Annotated in this window: 13 protein-coding genes; 3 read left to right on the top strand and 10 right to left on the bottom strand. The window is 68.0% G+C overall.

Features of this window, described 5'->3' with window-relative positions; all coding sequences use genetic code 11:
• Positions 1–5: 5 nt before the first annotated feature.
• From AC1DZQ_RS19050 to AC1DZQ_RS19040, 3 genes are read right to left on the bottom strand one after another with little or no spacing between them, the layout of a single operon-like run.
• Entirely contained in the window at positions 6–1106 is a 1101-nt protein-coding gene (locus AC1DZQ_RS19050) for an NADH:flavin oxidoreductase/NADH oxidase (RefSeq protein ID WP_476964965.1), read from the bottom strand.
• Positions 1106–2131 carry a co-chaperone YbbN gene (locus AC1DZQ_RS19045; protein WP_476964964.1) on the bottom strand — a complete coding sequence of 342 codons (1026 nt, stop codon included), beginning with the start codon at positions 2129–2131 and terminating at the stop codon, positions 1106–1108. The genes AC1DZQ_RS19050 and AC1DZQ_RS19045 overlap by 1 nt, the downstream gene beginning before the upstream one ends.
• 56 nt (positions 2132–2187) lie before the next feature.
• Positions 2188–4104 (bottom strand): hypothetical protein, encoded by a 1917-nt coding sequence (locus tag AC1DZQ_RS19040; protein WP_476964963.1) that lies wholly within the window; start codon positions 4102–4104, stop codon positions 2188–2190.
• Positions 4105–4296: 192 nt separating this feature from the next.
• On the opposite strand from AC1DZQ_RS19040, the gene AC1DZQ_RS19035 reads away from it, so the two are divergent.
• Positions 4297–5607, top strand: a complete 1311-nt coding sequence (locus AC1DZQ_RS19035; protein ID WP_476964962.1) for an AI-2E family transporter — start codon at positions 4297–4299, stop codon at positions 5605–5607.
• 2 nt (positions 5608–5609) lie between these two features.
• Here the strand turns inward: AC1DZQ_RS19035 and AC1DZQ_RS19030 are convergent, their stop codons facing one another.
• Entirely contained in the window at positions 5610–6407 is a 798-nt protein-coding gene (locus tag AC1DZQ_RS19030; protein ID WP_476964961.1) for an alpha/beta hydrolase, read from the bottom strand.
• A 10-nt stretch (positions 6408–6417) separates the two neighbouring features.
• Positions 6418–6789, bottom strand: a complete 372-nt coding sequence (locus AC1DZQ_RS19025) for an ATP/GTP-binding protein (protein WP_476964960.1) — start codon at positions 6787–6789, stop codon at positions 6418–6420.
• A gap of 80 nt (positions 6790–6869) precedes the next feature.
• On the opposite strand from AC1DZQ_RS19025, the gene nucS reads away from it, so the two are divergent.
• A complete protein-coding gene (nucS, locus tag AC1DZQ_RS19020; RefSeq protein WP_476964959.1) occupies positions 6870–7565 on the top strand; it encodes an endonuclease NucS in 696 nt (231 codons plus the stop codon).
• A gap of 288 nt (positions 7566–7853) precedes the next feature.
• The gene (locus tag AC1DZQ_RS19015; protein ID WP_011692441.1) at positions 7854–8057 is read left to right on the top strand and encodes a cold-shock protein; all 204 of its coding nucleotides are present in this window, start codon (positions 7854–7856) and stop codon (positions 8055–8057) included.
• Between the two features lie 169 nt (positions 8058–8226).
• On the opposite strand, the gene AC1DZQ_RS19010 is transcribed toward AC1DZQ_RS19015, so the two are convergent.
• From AC1DZQ_RS19010 to atpD, 5 genes are read right to left on the bottom strand one after another with little or no spacing between them, the layout of a single operon-like run.
• Complete coding sequence (locus AC1DZQ_RS19010; protein WP_476964958.1) at positions 8227–10881, bottom strand: bifunctional lysylphosphatidylglycerol flippase/synthetase MprF; 2655 nt, start codon at positions 10879–10881, stop codon at positions 8227–8229.
• Positions 10878–12257, bottom strand: a complete 1380-nt coding sequence (locus tag AC1DZQ_RS19005) for an alpha/beta hydrolase (RefSeq protein WP_476964957.1) — start codon at positions 12255–12257, stop codon at positions 10878–10880. Before AC1DZQ_RS19005 ends, AC1DZQ_RS19010 begins: the two co-directional genes overlap by 4 nt.
• Before the next feature lie 5 nt (positions 12258–12262).
• A complete protein-coding gene (locus AC1DZQ_RS19000) occupies positions 12263–12694 on the bottom strand; it encodes a DUF2550 domain-containing protein (protein ID WP_476964956.1) in 432 nt (143 codons plus the stop codon).
• A gap of 10 nt (positions 12695–12704) precedes the next feature.
• Positions 12705–12989, bottom strand: a complete 285-nt coding sequence (locus AC1DZQ_RS18995) for a F0F1 ATP synthase subunit epsilon (protein ID WP_090581408.1) — start codon at positions 12987–12989, stop codon at positions 12705–12707.
• Position 12990: 1 nt separating this feature from the next.
• Complete coding sequence (atpD, locus tag AC1DZQ_RS18990; protein ID WP_476964955.1) at positions 12991–14445, bottom strand: F0F1 ATP synthase subunit beta; 1455 nt, start codon at positions 14443–14445, stop codon at positions 12991–12993.
• Positions 14446–14510: the final 65 nt, after the last annotated feature.

The raw sequence follows: 14510 nt of genomic DNA, 5'->3' as shown, positions 1-14510 counted from the left end.
CGTTTCTAGAACAAATGCCGGGGTATGGCGCGCTCGTACTGCGGCGGCCACGCAAGGTCATGGCCTAGCTCGAACGCGGCCCGCAGCCACCAGTGCGGATCCCGCAGCGCGGCGCGGGCTATGAAGACGCCGTCGGCCTGGCCGGTGGCCACCGCGTGCTCGGCCTGCCCGGCCGACGTTAGCAGTCCCACCGCGCCGGTCCTGACCCCGGTTTCGCGCCGGATCCGGGCGGAGAACCCGGTCTGGTAGCCGGGGCCCACGGGAATCTGCTGATGGGCAACGGCCCCGCCGCTGGAAACGTCCACCAGGTCCACTCCGCGCTCCGCGGCGGCAGCGGCCATCCGGACCGAGTCCTCGGCCTCGATTCCGCCCGGCGCCCAGTCCGAGGCCGAGATCCGCAGCAGCAGGGGCATGGAGTCCGGGATGACCGCGCGGACGGCGTCCACCACAGCCAGCGTCAGCCTGTTCCGGCCCGCCTCGTCCCCGCCCCAGCGGTCCGTGCGGTCGTTGACCAGCGGGCTCTGGAACTGGTGCAGCAGGTAGCCGTGCGCGCCATGGATTTCGATCGTGTCGAACCCGGCACCGACGGCCCGCACGGCAGCGGCCGCGAAATCGGCGATCACGCCGTCGATCTGCGCTTCCGTCATGGCCGACGGTGGAGCGTAGCCGTCGAACGCGCCGGTGCCGGGACCCACGGTGTCCCAGCCGCCCGCAGACTCCGGCACGCTGCCCTTCTTGCCGGAGAACGGCCAGTAGGACGACGCCTTCCGGCCGGCGTGCGCCAGCTGGGTGCCGATCTTGGTCTCCGCAGTGCCGTGGCGGTGCACGAAGGCGGTGATGCGTTCCCAGGCCGCGGCCTGGTCGTCGTTGTAGAGGCCGGCGTCGCGGGGGCTGATCCTGCCCGCGGCGTTCACGGAGTTCGCCTCGGTGAGGACCAGGGCCGCTCCCCCGGTGGCAAAGGAGCCCAGGTGCATGAGGTGCCAGTCGGTGGGCACGCCCTCGCCCGTTTCGGGTTCGCAGCTGTACTGGCACATCGGGGACACCCAGCCGCGGTGCTGCAGCCGCAGGGACCTCAAATCCAGCGGCGCGAAAAGTGCCGATCCCACTAGAACAGCACCCGGGCCAGTCCCTGGCGTGCCTTGGCGACGCGCTCGTCACCGGTGCCGACGACGTCGAAGAGTTCCAGCAGCCGGACCCGGGCGGTCTCCCGTTCCGGGCCGAAGTTGCGGCCAATGAACGTCACGATCCGGCCGAGGCCGTCCTCGATGTGGCCGCCGGCGACATCCAGGTCCGCAACGCCAAGCTGGGCCTCGAGGTTGTCCGGCTCGTCGGCCGCAAGCCGGCGGAGGGCATCTGCCTCGGGCCCCGAGACGGCCTGCAGGCGCTCCATCAGTTCCACCTGCGCGAGGCCGGCCTTGGCCTCCGCGTCGGCGGGCATTTCGTTCAGGGCCTGCCGGTAGGCTGCGGCCGCGGCCGCGTAGTCGCCGGCCTCAATCGCGTCGAACGCCGCCTGGTGCAGCGGCGGAAGCGGCGGGGCTTCGGGTTCCCCGACGGGACCGTCGGCGCCGATCTGTCCGGTCACGCCGTTGGCGGCCGCGACCTTGAGGAGTTCATCGAACAGGCTTCGGACTTGTTGTTCGTCCGCGCCGCCCTGGAAGAGCGGAACGGGCTGGCCCTTGACGACCGCGACGGCGGTCGGCACAGCCTGCACCTGGAACGCCTGGGCAAGTTCCGGGAAAACGTCGATGTCCGCGGCCCCGAGGACCAGTCGGCCGTCGTAGCTCTCGACGATGCCTTCGAGGACGTCCACCAGCTGGCCGGAGCCTGGCGAGTAGGAGGCCCAGAGGGCGATCACCACGGGCACCTGGGCCGAGAGGTCCACCAGCTCCTGGAAGTTGCCCTCGGTCACGTCCACGCGCAGCGGCCGGCCGGAGTGGTCGGCCGGGCCGGCTGCCGGTGCGGCCGGGCCACCGGCGGAACCGGCCGGGCCGGAGGCTGCAGGGCCGGGCGCTGCAGGGCCGGGCGCGGACGGCGCCGGCCGCTGTTTCAGGGCGGAGAGGTCGACGGCGCCGCGCAGGTTCAGCGGGCTGGCGGCAACTGGCGGGACCGGGCGGGAAGCTGGCGTAGTCATAGCTCCACTCTAGCCATTGATGTCCTGCCCGGTGCCACCATGCCCGCCGGCGAAGGCTACTTGAAAGCCGCCCCGACCAGGCCGCGGGTGGCGGCCACGAGCTTCATCGGATCCTTGGAACCGGCCGGCGGAACATAGACAGCCACGGACTCTGCGAAGTCCAGCACCATGCCGGTGCTGGTCTCCTTGCCTCCGGCCAGGGCGGCCGCGTCGTCGCCGATCGCGAGCTTGTCCCCGTCGGCCTTCGGAGTGCCGTCGAACGAGAAGTTCAGGCGTCCCAGGACCAGCGCCCCGCCGTCAGCGGTACGGAAGACGACAGTGTTGTCGGCGGCCGCCTTGTGCGTGAAGGCGAAGGTGCCGTTGACGCCTGATTTGACGACGTCGGCCTGGTAGGCGAGGGTGTCCGCGATGTACGGGGAGGACTGGCCTTCGACGAGCTTGTCCTTGAAGGCAGAGTCGGCCGTGGTCAGGCGGTCACCGAGCCCGGCGAGGGCTTCGTCGCCGCTGTACAGCAGCCCGGTCTTGTCTGCGGGCGCCAGCGTCTCCGTGCCGGCCCGCCCGATCCCCGGGAAGGTGGCACCGGGCTGCAGCGGGGTGCTGCTGACCAGCTTGTAGTTCTCCCGCGGGGAGACCTGGCTCAGGGTCAGCAGCTGCGGGACGACGTTGCCCTCGCCCTGCGTCACGGCCATGACCGAGCGGGGCCAGCTGCGCTTGTTGGTGACCACCGTGGTCAGCAGCTTCGTGGAGCGGACAGGCATGCGGGCCTCGTAAGAGCCGACCTGCGAGCGGATCTTGTAGTTCTGCGTGCGCACCTGGAGTTCGGACTTCGCCACGCGCGGCGCCAGCTTTGCGGCGTCCTTGGCAGCATCTCCGGCATCGACAGCACCGCCAACCTGTTCCAGGACGCGGCGGAACTGGGCGTCCAGCAGCACCGGGGCATCTCCGGCCTGGCCCCCAGTGGAACCGCCCGGGGTCGCGCCGCTGGAGGCAGGGGCACTGGACACTGGAGCACTGGGCGACGGCGCGGGCGTCTGGCTGGCCTGGGCGGCCACTGACGTTCCGGCGACGGCCGCGGCGGTCAGCACGGCCACCACGATGCTGGAACGGCGTGCCGTGCCGGACCCCTTATTCTGCCCGGCCGCTGTTTTCTCCGGTGCTGCCTTCTCCGGTGTAACCGGCTGCGGTGCCGTCTCGGGTGCTGCGGTTGCGGCAGGCTCCGGCGTGCTTGCCGGCGAACCCTGTCCTGCGCGGCGTGCGGCGGCTTTGGCCTGCGCACGGCGGGCGAAAGCGCTGTCGCCCGCGCTGCCACCCCCGCCGTCGGTCCCGCCGTCGGTCCCGCCGTCAGTCCCGCCGCCGGTCCGGTTGCCTGACTTCGGCTTGAGCACCAGCAGCGCCCCGCCGGCGATGATCAGCAGGCCGCCGAGCACCATGAGCGGAATGGCCCACGGCGTAGAGGTGTCGTTCGGGAAAGTTATCGTGATGGAGCTCGGGGCGGGCTTGGTGCCGTCAGCCGCGAGGAGGAGGGACCAGTCGCCGTCGGCCGGCGCGTCCCACGAGTAGTCCATTTCGCCGGTGGCGTTCTCGGTGCTGACCCAAAGATCCGATCCGGCGGGCGACGGCGCGGTAGCTTCGCCGTCGGTATGCGTCAGCTGCAGGGCCTTGCCGTCCTCCGTGACGCCGGCGACGGTGTTGTGCGCCGTCTTACCCACCCAGGCGTCGACGTCGTCCGGCCGTCCCGCGGCCAGCAGGAAGGCCCCTTCACCCTTGACCTGGATCTTCACGGTCCCGGGGTGCAGTGTCTTCAGCTTCTCGTCGAAAACGGTCAGCGGCGCGGCAGAGCCGGTCGGAGCCGTGGCCGTAATCGTCTCCGGGGGAGCCCACAACGTCTTCTGGCCAATCCCGGCCAGGAGTGTCAGGAGGCCAAGCAGCACCAGGGCGACTGCAGTCTTGAAACGCAAAATACTACCTATCATCAGCGGACAGTTAGCTTCAATAGTAACCATTTTGTTACCCACGAGTCAGATCGGGGACCCGGCACACCCCCGCCCCCGGCTCCCGCGCGGGTCCCCGCCCGTGCTCTTACAGGCCTGCTGATAGTGTTTGCGGTGATCATCACACCAGCGCCGCCGCAGTGGCGCCGCAGAGAAATAAGGGCATTCAACGCAGTGACTGAACATACGGATTCGTCCTCCGCCGGACACGAAGCAGCCCAGGAATCCGACAGCCAGGAACTTGGCCCCGAGCAACCTGTTTCCAGTCCGCTGCCCGCATCGTCCCGTCCCCGGATTGCCGCGGCAAATGTCCTTTTGTCGGCGGCCCGGCGCCTGCGCCAGCCCCTGCCGGGCGCCCAGCCGAGAATCCGCTTCGAGATGCCGCCGGAGCATGAGGCCGTGGCCGGGGACGGATCCGATGCCCCCTTCGGCAGCCCCGGTCCCCGGATGTCTGCCCAGCACCCCCTGTACATGGGCTTCATGGGCACGGTCGGCGTCGGCTTCGCGCTCCTGGTCTACTGGATCGGGTCGAACACGACGCAGCTGCTTTTGTGGATCATCACGGCGCTCTTCATCACCCTGGGGCTGGACCCGGTGGTCCGCTGGCTCGAACACCGGAACGTCCCCCGGGCCGCCGGCATCCTCCTGTCCGTCTCCACCCTGGCCGTGGGGGTCGCCGCATTTTTCGCCACCCTGATCCCCACGATCGTGCAGCAGGTGACGCAAGTCGTGCAGCAGGCGCCCAAGTGGGTCCAGGACTTCATCGACTCGGAATTCTTCCGGAGCGTTGACAGCCAGTTCGGCATCAGGGACCGCATCAGCCAGGAGCTGGAGAAGTTCGTCAACAACCCGGAGGCCATGGGCGGCATCTTCGGCGGTGTTGTCGGCTTCGGCACCACCCTGGCAAACGGGCTGTTCGGCGCGCTGATCGTGCTTGTCCTGAGCCTGTACTTCCTCGCAGCCCTTCCCGCCATGAAGAAGTGGGGCTACCGGCTCGCGCCGCGCTCGCGCCGGCCCCGCGTCCAAGCCCTGTCCGAGGAAATCACGGGTTCGGTGGGCAATTACGTGATCGGCCAGGCCGCCGTGGCCGTGCTCAACGCCACCTTCGCCTTCATCGTGATGTCGATCATCGGGGTGCCGTTCGCGACGCTGCTGGCGTTCGTGGTGGCCCTGCTGGCGTTCATCCCCTTGGTGGGCGGCATGATTGCCGGGTTCCTGGTGACGCTCATTGCACTGACCGCCGGCTGGCAGACGGCGCTTGTCTTTGCCATCTGCTATTTCGCGTACCTCCAGTTCGAGGCCTACTTCATCTCGCCCCGGATCATGCAGAAGGCCGTGGCGGTGCCCGGGGCCGTCGCCGTCATCTCGGTCATCGCCGGCGGCAGCCTGCTCGGCGTGCTCGGGGCCCTCATCGCCATCCCCACGGCGGCGGCGATCCTGCTGCTGGTCAAGGAAATCTTCATCGCCCGCCAGGACAGCCGCTAACCTCAGGCGTGCGCCGTGGCGACCGGCCCGTCCCATTCCTGCGGAAGCACGGTTGCTGCGCTGCCGGGGATGACCTCGTCCACGATCTCGTTGAGCACGCGCCCGGCATACTTCTCCCCCACCCACAGGTGCTTGGCGCCGTCGACCCCCAAAACCTGCGCCTGCGGCACGAGCGCGAACCTCGCGGCCGCAGCCGCCGGCTGGAGGTAGTCGTCGTGCTCGGGGACGAGGACCTTCAGCGGCTTGCCGGTCTCGGCCCATTCCTTCAGGTGCACGTCCGTGGCGCGGTGCAGCGGGGGCGAGAGCAGCACAGCCCCCTCGATTTCCGAGGCGACGGGCTCGGTGGCGCCGTACATGAGGGCAAGCTCGGTGCCGAAGGACCAGCCTACGAGCCACCGGTTCGGCAGGCCGCGGTCCACGGCGAACTGCACGGCGGCCTCGACGTCGAGACGCTCGCCGATGCCTTCCTCGAAGGCTCCCCCGCTGGTCCCCCGCGGCGAAGACGTGCCGCGCGTGTTGAAGCGCAGGACGGCGATTCCGGCGAGGGCCGGCAGCCGGTAGGAGGCCTTGCGGTAGACGTGCGAATCCATGAAGCCGCCGTGCGTCGGCAGCGGGTGCAGCGTGATGAGTGTTGCTTTGATCTCGCCGGATTCCGGGAGGGCGAGCTCGCCCACCAGGCGGTGTCCGTCCGACGTACGGAGTTCGACGTTCTCCCGGTGCGCCGGCAGGACGGTGGAAGCGCGGATGGCAGTGGGTGCAGACGGCTGGGTGAAGACGTAGGACGCGGGATCAAAGCTCATGCTGACCAGCTTAGCGATACCGGTAGCTCCGCGAAGTCCAGCAGTTGCTGTGCCAGTGGCGCCGCTCGGCGAGACCCGCGGCTGCGCCAAAGAGGTGGTCCTCGGACCAGACCACCAGGTGGGCGATCCCCGGCAGCACGGCGGTGGAGCAGCCCGGGCAGATGTAGGTCTTCTCGGCACGGCTCGCGGTGATGGGGCGGACCATCCATTCGCCATCGGGAGCGCTTTCCCGGCGGGCGAAACCTGAGCGGGCGCGCTCCAGATCAAGCTCCGGTGCCGGGCCCTGCTTGGCTCCGGCGGCTTTGCTCTTTCCGGGCGCTGAGCCCTTGCCAGAGCCTGTCTTGGCAGAACCGGCGCGGCGGGGTCGGTTGGAACGGGGCATGCCTCCATTCTGCCCCAGTCCGGCTGCCGCGCATTGCCTCCCGCCCAGCCGCCGCCCGCGCAGACGGTAGAGTAGTGCGGGTGCGTTTAGTCATAGCCCGCTGCTCCGTTGATTACGTCGGCCGCCTCAAAGCCCACCTGCCGTTGGCCACCAGGCTGTTGCTGGTCAAGGCCGACGGCTCGGTCCTGGTCCATTCCGACGGCGGATCCTACAAGCCCCTGAACTGGATGAGCCCTCCGGCGTCCCTGCGGGTCTCCACCCCGGATGAGGTCGACGTCGAGGTCGGCGTCGTCGAGCAGTGGACGGTCCAGTCGGCCAAGACCGATGACCGGCTCATCATCAATATCCATGAGCAGCTGCACGACACGTCCCACGAGTTGGGCCAGGACCCCGGCCTGATCAAGGACGGCGTCGAGGCGGACCTCCAGCGGCTCCTGGCCGCCCAGATCGATCTGCTCGGCACCGGGTTCTCGCTGATCCGCCGGGAGTACTTCACCGCGATCGGGCCCGTGGACATCCTGGCCCGGGACGCGGATGGCGCCACCGTCGCCATTGAGCTCAAGCGGCGCGGCGACATCGACGGCGTCGAGCAGCTCACCCGGTACCTGGAACTGCTGAACCGGGACCCGCTACTGGCCCCGGTCCGGGGAATCTTCGCCGCCCAGCAGATCAAGCCGCAGGCCAAGGTCCTCGCCAAAGACCGCGGAATCGACTGCGTGACCCTAGACTACGACGCCATGCGCGGCGTTGACGACAGCGAATCCCGGCTCTTTTAGGCACGCTGTGGCAGGCCTTCCGCGGCGGCGATTCGCGTTAAGCGGTTCTTTGCACAAAATTTATGCAATTCTTTCGTTAGCCCGTTGACCTGACGCAAGTGTCATGAAATTCTTATACAAGTCTTTGTGTAGGTGTTATTTCATGCTCGCAAGACATGTTGCGAGCGTGAAGCTCCTGCAGCCACGGTCCGGGAATCCGGACCGACGCCAAAGGTTCTTCTCGCAGAGTGACCAAGTGCGGTGCGAAGTGCGCCGGACTTATTCAAGATCCACAATGAGGAGAAACAAATGGCACAGGGAACCGTCAAGTGGTTCAACGCAGAAAAGGGCTTCGGCTTCATCACCCCGGATGACTCCGATGGCGATGTCTTCGTTCACTACTCCGAGATCCAGACCGGCGGCTTCAAGACCCTCGACGAGAACCAGCGTGTTCAGTTCGAGATCGGCCAGGGCGCCAAGGGCCCCCAGGCTACCGGCGTAACGCTGGTCTAGTCTCCCGTCGGGAAGTGCTTTAGGGCATTTCCGGCACCAAGAATGATCCCCGGCATTTGTGCCGGGGATCATTTTTTTGTGCATTGTTGGCGCGGCGTTTCGGGTCCTCCGTATTGGCCAGGATGCATTCTTCAGCCGAATTGCGCGGCCGCGCGAATGCGTTCGCCGGCTAACGCACCAGGGTGCGCAGCAGGCGCGCGCTTTGCCGGACGGACAATCCGGGAAGGTAGGCGCGGCTCAGGGCCCGGCCCATCGCGGGCAATTGCAACGGATCCTGGTAATAGAGGTACAGCGTGCGGTAGTCCGGTTTGAAGCGCGACTTGAAGGTTGCCAGCGAACGGAAGCCGTAGACGGGTTCCAGGGCCCGGCCCACCACGTCCAGGATCCCGGCCAGCCCCTCCGGCCCGGCGTCGCCGCCCCCGGCAAAGCGTCCGGCACCGTTTCCGGCATCGTCGCGGGCACCGTCAGCGGCGCCGTCCCCGGCGCCGCTGTTGCCGGCTGCATCGTCACGGTCCTTCGCCAGCGGTGAGCCGGAGAGGGAGATTACCTCGACCGTGCGTTTGAGCTCCAGCACGGCGGAAGCAATGAGGAACTCCATGACGCCAGGAAACGCGTCCCCGCGCCGGCGCATGAAATCCAGGGTCCAGCTCACGAGCTGTCCGTCGGCATACACCGGCAGCCAGCTCGTCACGCCCTGCACGCGTCCGGCGGCGTCCACCGCCAGGCAGCACAGCACCTCGTCGTCGTCGAGCTCGTCGATGCTGCCCAGCGTGAAGCCCATCTCCGGCACGTGCTTTTGCGCCGCCCATTCTTCGGAGACCTCGCTGAGCTGGGCCCGCAGCGGGGCAGAAAATTCGCTGTAGCGCCCCCACACCGCCTGGACGCCGGTCTTCGCGGCGCGGTTCAGGGCGGTGCGGACGTTCTGCCATTCCTTGCCCTTGAACTCGAGTTCGCGCACGGCGAGCCTGGTTTCCTGGGCCACTGCCACGCGGCGGAATCCGCGGGCCCGGAGCATCGGCCAGAGCCCGGCGGTGCAGGAGTAGAAACATGGGATCAGGGCGTGCTCGGCGCAGTAGCGCATGAAGCCCGCCGCGGTTTCCTCATGAAGGGCAGCCGGTCCGAACGGGCCCGCGAGCGTCAGGGCCACATTGCCGTGCTGCTGATAGGCCACGCCGCCGCGCCGGTCCGGCGTAAACCAGTATTTGTTCGGTTCCCAGAGCGCCATCCAGGACAGTGAGTCCCCGCCCTGGCGGATGAGGTCACGGGCCGTGTCCCTGTCCCCGGAGCCGACGTCGGTACTGTTCAGGCCGGTACCGTGCAGCCGCCGCCGCAGCACCAGCCAGACCGCCGCCAGGGCCACCCCCCAGAAGATGATGCCGGCATAGGCGAACAGAAAGGACTCGACGGCGTTACGGTTCTGGAAGAGCCGGCTGTAGGCCCCTGGAATTGGCAGCGGCAGGTACTGCCGGGCGAGTTCCGCCGCGAGGCCCAGCACTCCGCCGTCGCGGTCCATCCCGCCGGCAGCCAGCCAGGCCACCGCATAGGCCCCGGCGAGCCCCAGCCATGTGCCGCCGACCACGATGCCCAGGTTCCGCCGGGCCCGCGGAGCCGTCTCGACCCTGAATTGCCGGCGGTTAAGCCAGAGCAGCACAACGAGCAGCAGCGGGACGGCCACGAGCGGAAGGACGTGGACGAAGCCGGAGCCCATCACGGCCGTGCGCGGCCGGCTGGGGTAGTGCGGAATGCGGGCGAACAGGGCCAGGTACACGGCGGCCAGGGCGGTCACGCCCAGCTGGACTATGATGGCGATCCGCAGAGCCAGGCGGCGGCCCTGCCGCATGCCGTCCGCACAGATCAGCAGCAGGACCACCGGGACAACTGCCAGCGCGAGGCCCAGCGGACCGGCGAGTCCGGCGCGGCCGGCCTCCATGCAGCTGACGTCCACCGTCCCGCCGCAGTTTTGCTCCAGCTGGCCCAGCGTGGGCAGCGGATTCAGCACTACGTCGCGCAGCAGCGCCAGCGGCCCGGTGGGGCTGCTGACAGCGGCCGTGAGGATCGGGCCCACCGCGAAGATCGCGACCGTGAGCGCCAGCAGGTTCCGTGTTTCGCGTCCCGTTGAACGGTGCCGGTGCAGCGTTCCCCGGTCGCCCTGGATCCACCAGCCCGCGGCCAGCCCGGCCAGGGCACCGGCGAGTCCCACCACCGTCTCCGGATGCCCGACGTACAGCACCAGCAGCAGGGACGCGGACACGACGGCGGTCCGCAGCCTGCGTTGCCACAGCGTGGGCAGCAGCCCGCTGGCGGCCAGGGCCACGGCGAGGACGGCGGCGTAGGGGCCGATCAGCCGGGCGTTGACCATGAGGCCGAGCCAGCCGTCGCCGATATACCGGGCCAGCTGGGTGACCAGCAGGAACACCGTGACAGCGGCGAACTGGCCTACAAAGAAGAACACGGCTGTCCGCAGCGTCCCCAGGTGCCGTTCAGCGAGCCCCAGCAGCAGGAGGATCATCAGCGATGCCGTGAGGTAGGCCAGCAGATTGGTGGCGAAGAACAGCGAGGTGAACAAGGACCACCAGTCCCCCGCCTTCAGCCCGGGAGCGTTGACGGACGCGATGGGCAGCAGGGCGTCCGGCGGGCCCGACAGGAAGCTGCCCGTGACGGCACCGACACCGAGGAAGGTCGCGAGGACGGCCAGCGTGAAGGGTACGGCGCGGAAGTGCGCCAGCGTCCGGCGCAGGCCCTGCCGCCAGACGCCCTGGAACGGCGGGACCTCCGGCCCCGGACCGGCCGCGGTCCGGGTGCTGCCGGTGTTGGCCTGGCTCATGGCGTGATTCCCCAGCGACGGGCCAGGAAGTCCAGGCCGCCGGGCAGGCCGCTGGATGCCGTGTCCCAGGAGTGCCCCGTGTTGGCGATCTGGTGTGTTTCAACGCTGAACCCGGCACGGCGTGCCGCTGCGGCGAGCACGTCCATGTGGCCGGTGAATTGCGGGTCGCGGTCTCCGGCGGCGAAGTACACGCCGTGGCCGTCGAAGCGGTTTTCCGCCATGACGCGCAGCGGGGTCAGCCGGTCGAAGGCCGCGATGTCGCCGCCGAAGGAGGCCTCAATGGTTTTGGCACGCTCCTTCGCGAGGGCCGGCTCCTCCTCGCTGGAGAAGGCCAGCGCGGCGCCGTAGACGTCGGGATGCCTCGTCGCCATCTGGATGGCGCACGTGCCGCCGAAGGAGAAGCCGCCCGCGGCCCACTGCCGGGGATCCGGGTCGACGTCGAGCGTGCGGTTGATCCAGTCCGGCACGTCCCGCGCCAGGAAGGTGTCCGCCCGGGCAATCCGGCTGTCCAGGCACAGCGTGTTTCCCGACGGCGAGCCGTTGGGATCGACCACCACCGCTACGGGCGCCACCCCGGCGTGCTCCGCGGCGAACCGGTCCAGCCGGCTCCGGAGCGCTCCGCCGGTCAGCCAGTCGGCGGGGCTGCCCGGCTGGCCGGAAAAGAGGACCAGCACCGGCAACGCGGGCCGCGGGGAACTCAGGTAGGCCGGCGGGAGGTAGACGTAGGCGTCCCGGCTCTGGAAGCCGGAGACCGTGCCGGGGATGACCGCCTTGCGGATGACGCCGTCGGGAAGGCCGGCCGGTGCCCGCCAGTGGGCGAGCCCGGTGGCGGCAGGGCCGCCGGCGGCGCGCGTCAGGCCGGCCTCGAGCGGCTGGATCCGGGCTACGGCCGTTCCGGTGAGATCGCCGACAGTGTGGTTAAGGCCGAAGTAGATGTTGATCTGGACGGCGGACAGCGCGAGGACGGCCAGGAAGGCGGCCGTGGCTGCTGCGCTTGAGCGCCAGCGATTGGTGCGGCTGCCTCCGCGGCCCCAGAGGCCGAGCAGGCGCATGAGCCACAGGAGCAGCGCGACGACGGCGGCAACGGACCAGGCGAGGGTCTCCCCCGGCAGTTCGTCGGGGAATACCGTGATGGCGTAGAGCAGGAACCAGTGCACGGCCGCGACGAGCGCTGCGGCGAGCAGGGTCACGGCAGCCACGACGGCGACGGCCGCGCCGGGCGGGCGGTGTCCGGTTTGCCGAAGACCGGTGCGCCGAAATCCCGTGCGCCTAAGGGCGGCGTGCCACAGGAGGTAGGCCAGGCCCGCCGCGGCGGCGGCCCACGCCAGCCACACCACCGGGCCGTCGGCCAGGCGGAGGCTATCAACGTAGTCCACCGGGGCTAGCGCCAGGTGCCGACGCCGATGACGGGGCCGGCCTCAAGCCAGGATGACAACCCTGTGTAGGCATCGAAGCGCATCGCGAGCAGGACCTGCTGCCCCTCGTAGCGGAGCTCCACGATCACGGCGTCGGGTTGGACCTTGAGGAGCTCGGATTCGGTCGGCTTGCGCCGGCCAAGCAGCTCCAGAGAGCTGCGCCGGAAAGTGTGCTTGGGACGGACGCTGAGCGAGACCAGGCGGAACCACTCAAGGTCGTTGTCCTGATAACGACAAACCCCCATCTGCCAGCTTTTTCCAGCCGTGCAGATGGAGGCGTCCACCGTGCCGAGGGCGCGCCGCAGATTGAAGCGGCGCACCCCCATGAGGCACAGTGCAAATACCAGCAACGCAAACGCAGTTGCCAGGACGATGAACGGCAAACCAATATCGTTCATCAAGGTCGTGCTAGCGGATCCCCGCAGTAGCCGCTTCGCCCATTTGGGCGTTGTCAGCAACAATGACCACCCTGTTGTTGTCAACGGAGAAGAATCCCCCGTCGACAGCTACAGAGATGCGGTCACCGGATACCGGCTCGATTGCCAGCTCACCTTCGGCCAGAATCGCCAGCAGGGGCGAGTGGCCGGGCAGGATTCCGATTTCACCATCGCTGGTGCGGGCCTTGACCATCTTGGCCGCTCCGGACCACACGAAGTGATCCGCTGCGACAATCTCAACCTCAAGCTCAGCCATATTACTTGGTCTGTTCCTGGATCTTGGCCCACTGGCGTTCGACGTCGTCCAGGCCGCCGACGTTGAAGAACGCCTGCTCTGCAACGTGGTCAAGTTCGCCGTCGCAGATCGCGGTGAAGCCTTCAACGGTGTCCTTGATGGACACGGTGGAGCCCTCGACGCCGGTGAACTGCTTGGCGGTGTAGGTGTTCTGCGAGAGGAACTGCTGGATGCGGCGTGCACGCGACACGACGATCTTGTCTTCTTCAGAGAGTTCGTCAACGCCGAGGATGGCGATGATGTCCTGAAGTTCCTTGTTCTTCTGCAGGATCTGCTTGACGCGGACGGCCGTGTTGTAGTGGGCCTGTCCGATGTACTGCGGATCCAGGATGCGGGAGGTCGACGTCAGCGGGTCAACGGCCGGGTACAGACCACGGGAAGCGATTTCACGGGAAAGTTCCGTGGTCGCGTCGAGGTGTGCGAAGGTCGTGGCCGGAGCCGGGTCGGTGTAGTCATCTGCGGGAACGTAGATGGCCTGCATCGAGGTGATGGAGTGGCCCTTGGTGGACGTGATGCGCTCCTGGAGGAGACCCATCTCGTCAGCCAGGTTGGGCTGGTAGCCCACGGCCGACGGCATGCGGCCGAGGAGGGTGGAAACCTCGGAGCCTGCCTGGGTGAAGCGGAAGATGTTGTCGATGAAGAGCAGCACGTCCTGGTTCTGCACATCGCGGAAGTACTCCGCCATGGTCAGGGCGGACAGTGCGACGCGCAGACGCGTTCCCGGCGGCTCATCCATCTGGCCGAATACAAGGGCGGTGTCCTTGAGGACGCCTGCCTCTTCCATTTCGACCCAGAGGTCGTTGCCCTCACGGGTACGCTCGCCGACACCGGCGAACACCGAGGTGCCACCGAAGTTGCGGGCAACACGGGTGATCATTTCCTGGATCAGCACGGTCTTGCCGACGCCGGCACCACCGAACAGACCGATCTTGCCACCCTTGATGTACGGGGTGAGGAGGTCGATCACCTTGATGCCGGTCTCCAGCATCTCGGTCGAGCCTTCCAGGGTCGCGAAGGCGGGAGCCTTGCGGTGGATCGGCCAGTGGTCGGAAGCCTGGATCTCGGACTCGTCGACGTCCAGCGGCTTGCCCAGCACGTTGAAGATGTGACCCTTGACGCCGTCGCCCACGGGCACGGTGATCGGGCCGCCGGTGTCTACAACGTTGGTACCGCGGACAAGTCCGTCGGTGGCCTGGAGGGAGATAGCGCGGATGAGGTTATCGCCCAGGTGCAGGGCAACCTCGAACGTGACGGTTCGGGTCTCACCGTTGAGTGTGATCTCGGTGGTGAGTGCGTTGTAAATCGAGGGGATTGCGTCAGCCGGGAATTCGACGTCGACAACCGGGCCAATAACACGTGCAATACGACCGGTAGCACCGGACGTTGCGGCTACGTGATCGGTAGCAGTGGCAGTCATCTCTCTCACTTCACTCAGTAGATGGCGTGGGGTTAAGTTTATTCTTTGGTGCAGGTACAGCTGGA

The sequence above is a fragment of the Arthrobacter sp. P1_C12_2 genome (assembly GCF_056406415.1).
This window is presented reverse-complemented; position numbering and strand designations above follow the sequence as displayed.

Bases quoted from the DNA above. Each gene is read 5' to 3' on its own strand.
- AC1DZQ_RS19045 (WP_476964964.1), bottom strand. From the start codon at position 2,131: ATGACTACGCCAGCTTCCCGCCCGGTCCCGCCAGTTGCCGCCAGCCCG.
- AC1DZQ_RS19040 (WP_476964963.1), bottom strand. From the start codon at position 4,104: ATGATAGGTAGTATTTTGCGTTTCAAGACTGCAGTCGCCCTGGTGCTG.
- AC1DZQ_RS19030 (WP_476964961.1), bottom strand. From the start codon at position 6,407: ATGAGCTTTGATCCCGCGTCCTACGTCTTCACCCAGCCGTCTGCACCC.
- AC1DZQ_RS19025 (WP_476964960.1), bottom strand. From the start codon at position 6,789: ATGCCCCGTTCCAACCGACCCCGCCGCGCCGGTTCTGCCAAGACAGGC.
- AC1DZQ_RS19015 (WP_011692441.1), top strand. From the start codon at position 7,854: ATGGCACAGGGAACCGTCAAGTGGTTCAACGCAGAAAAGGGCTTCGGC.
- AC1DZQ_RS19010 (WP_476964958.1), bottom strand. From the start codon at position 10,881: ATGAGCCAGGCCAACACCGGCAGCACCCGGACCGCGGCCGGTCCGGGG.
- AC1DZQ_RS19000 (WP_476964956.1), bottom strand. From the start codon at position 12,694: ATGAACGATATTGGTTTGCCGTTCATCGTCCTGGCAACTGCGTTTGCG.
- AC1DZQ_RS18995 (WP_090581408.1), bottom strand. From the start codon at position 12,989: ATGGCTGAGCTTGAGGTTGAGATTGTCGCAGCGGATCACTTCGTGTGG.
- atpD (WP_476964955.1), bottom strand. From the start codon at position 14,445: ATGACTGCCACTGCTACCGATCACGTAGCCGCAACGTCCGGTGCTACC.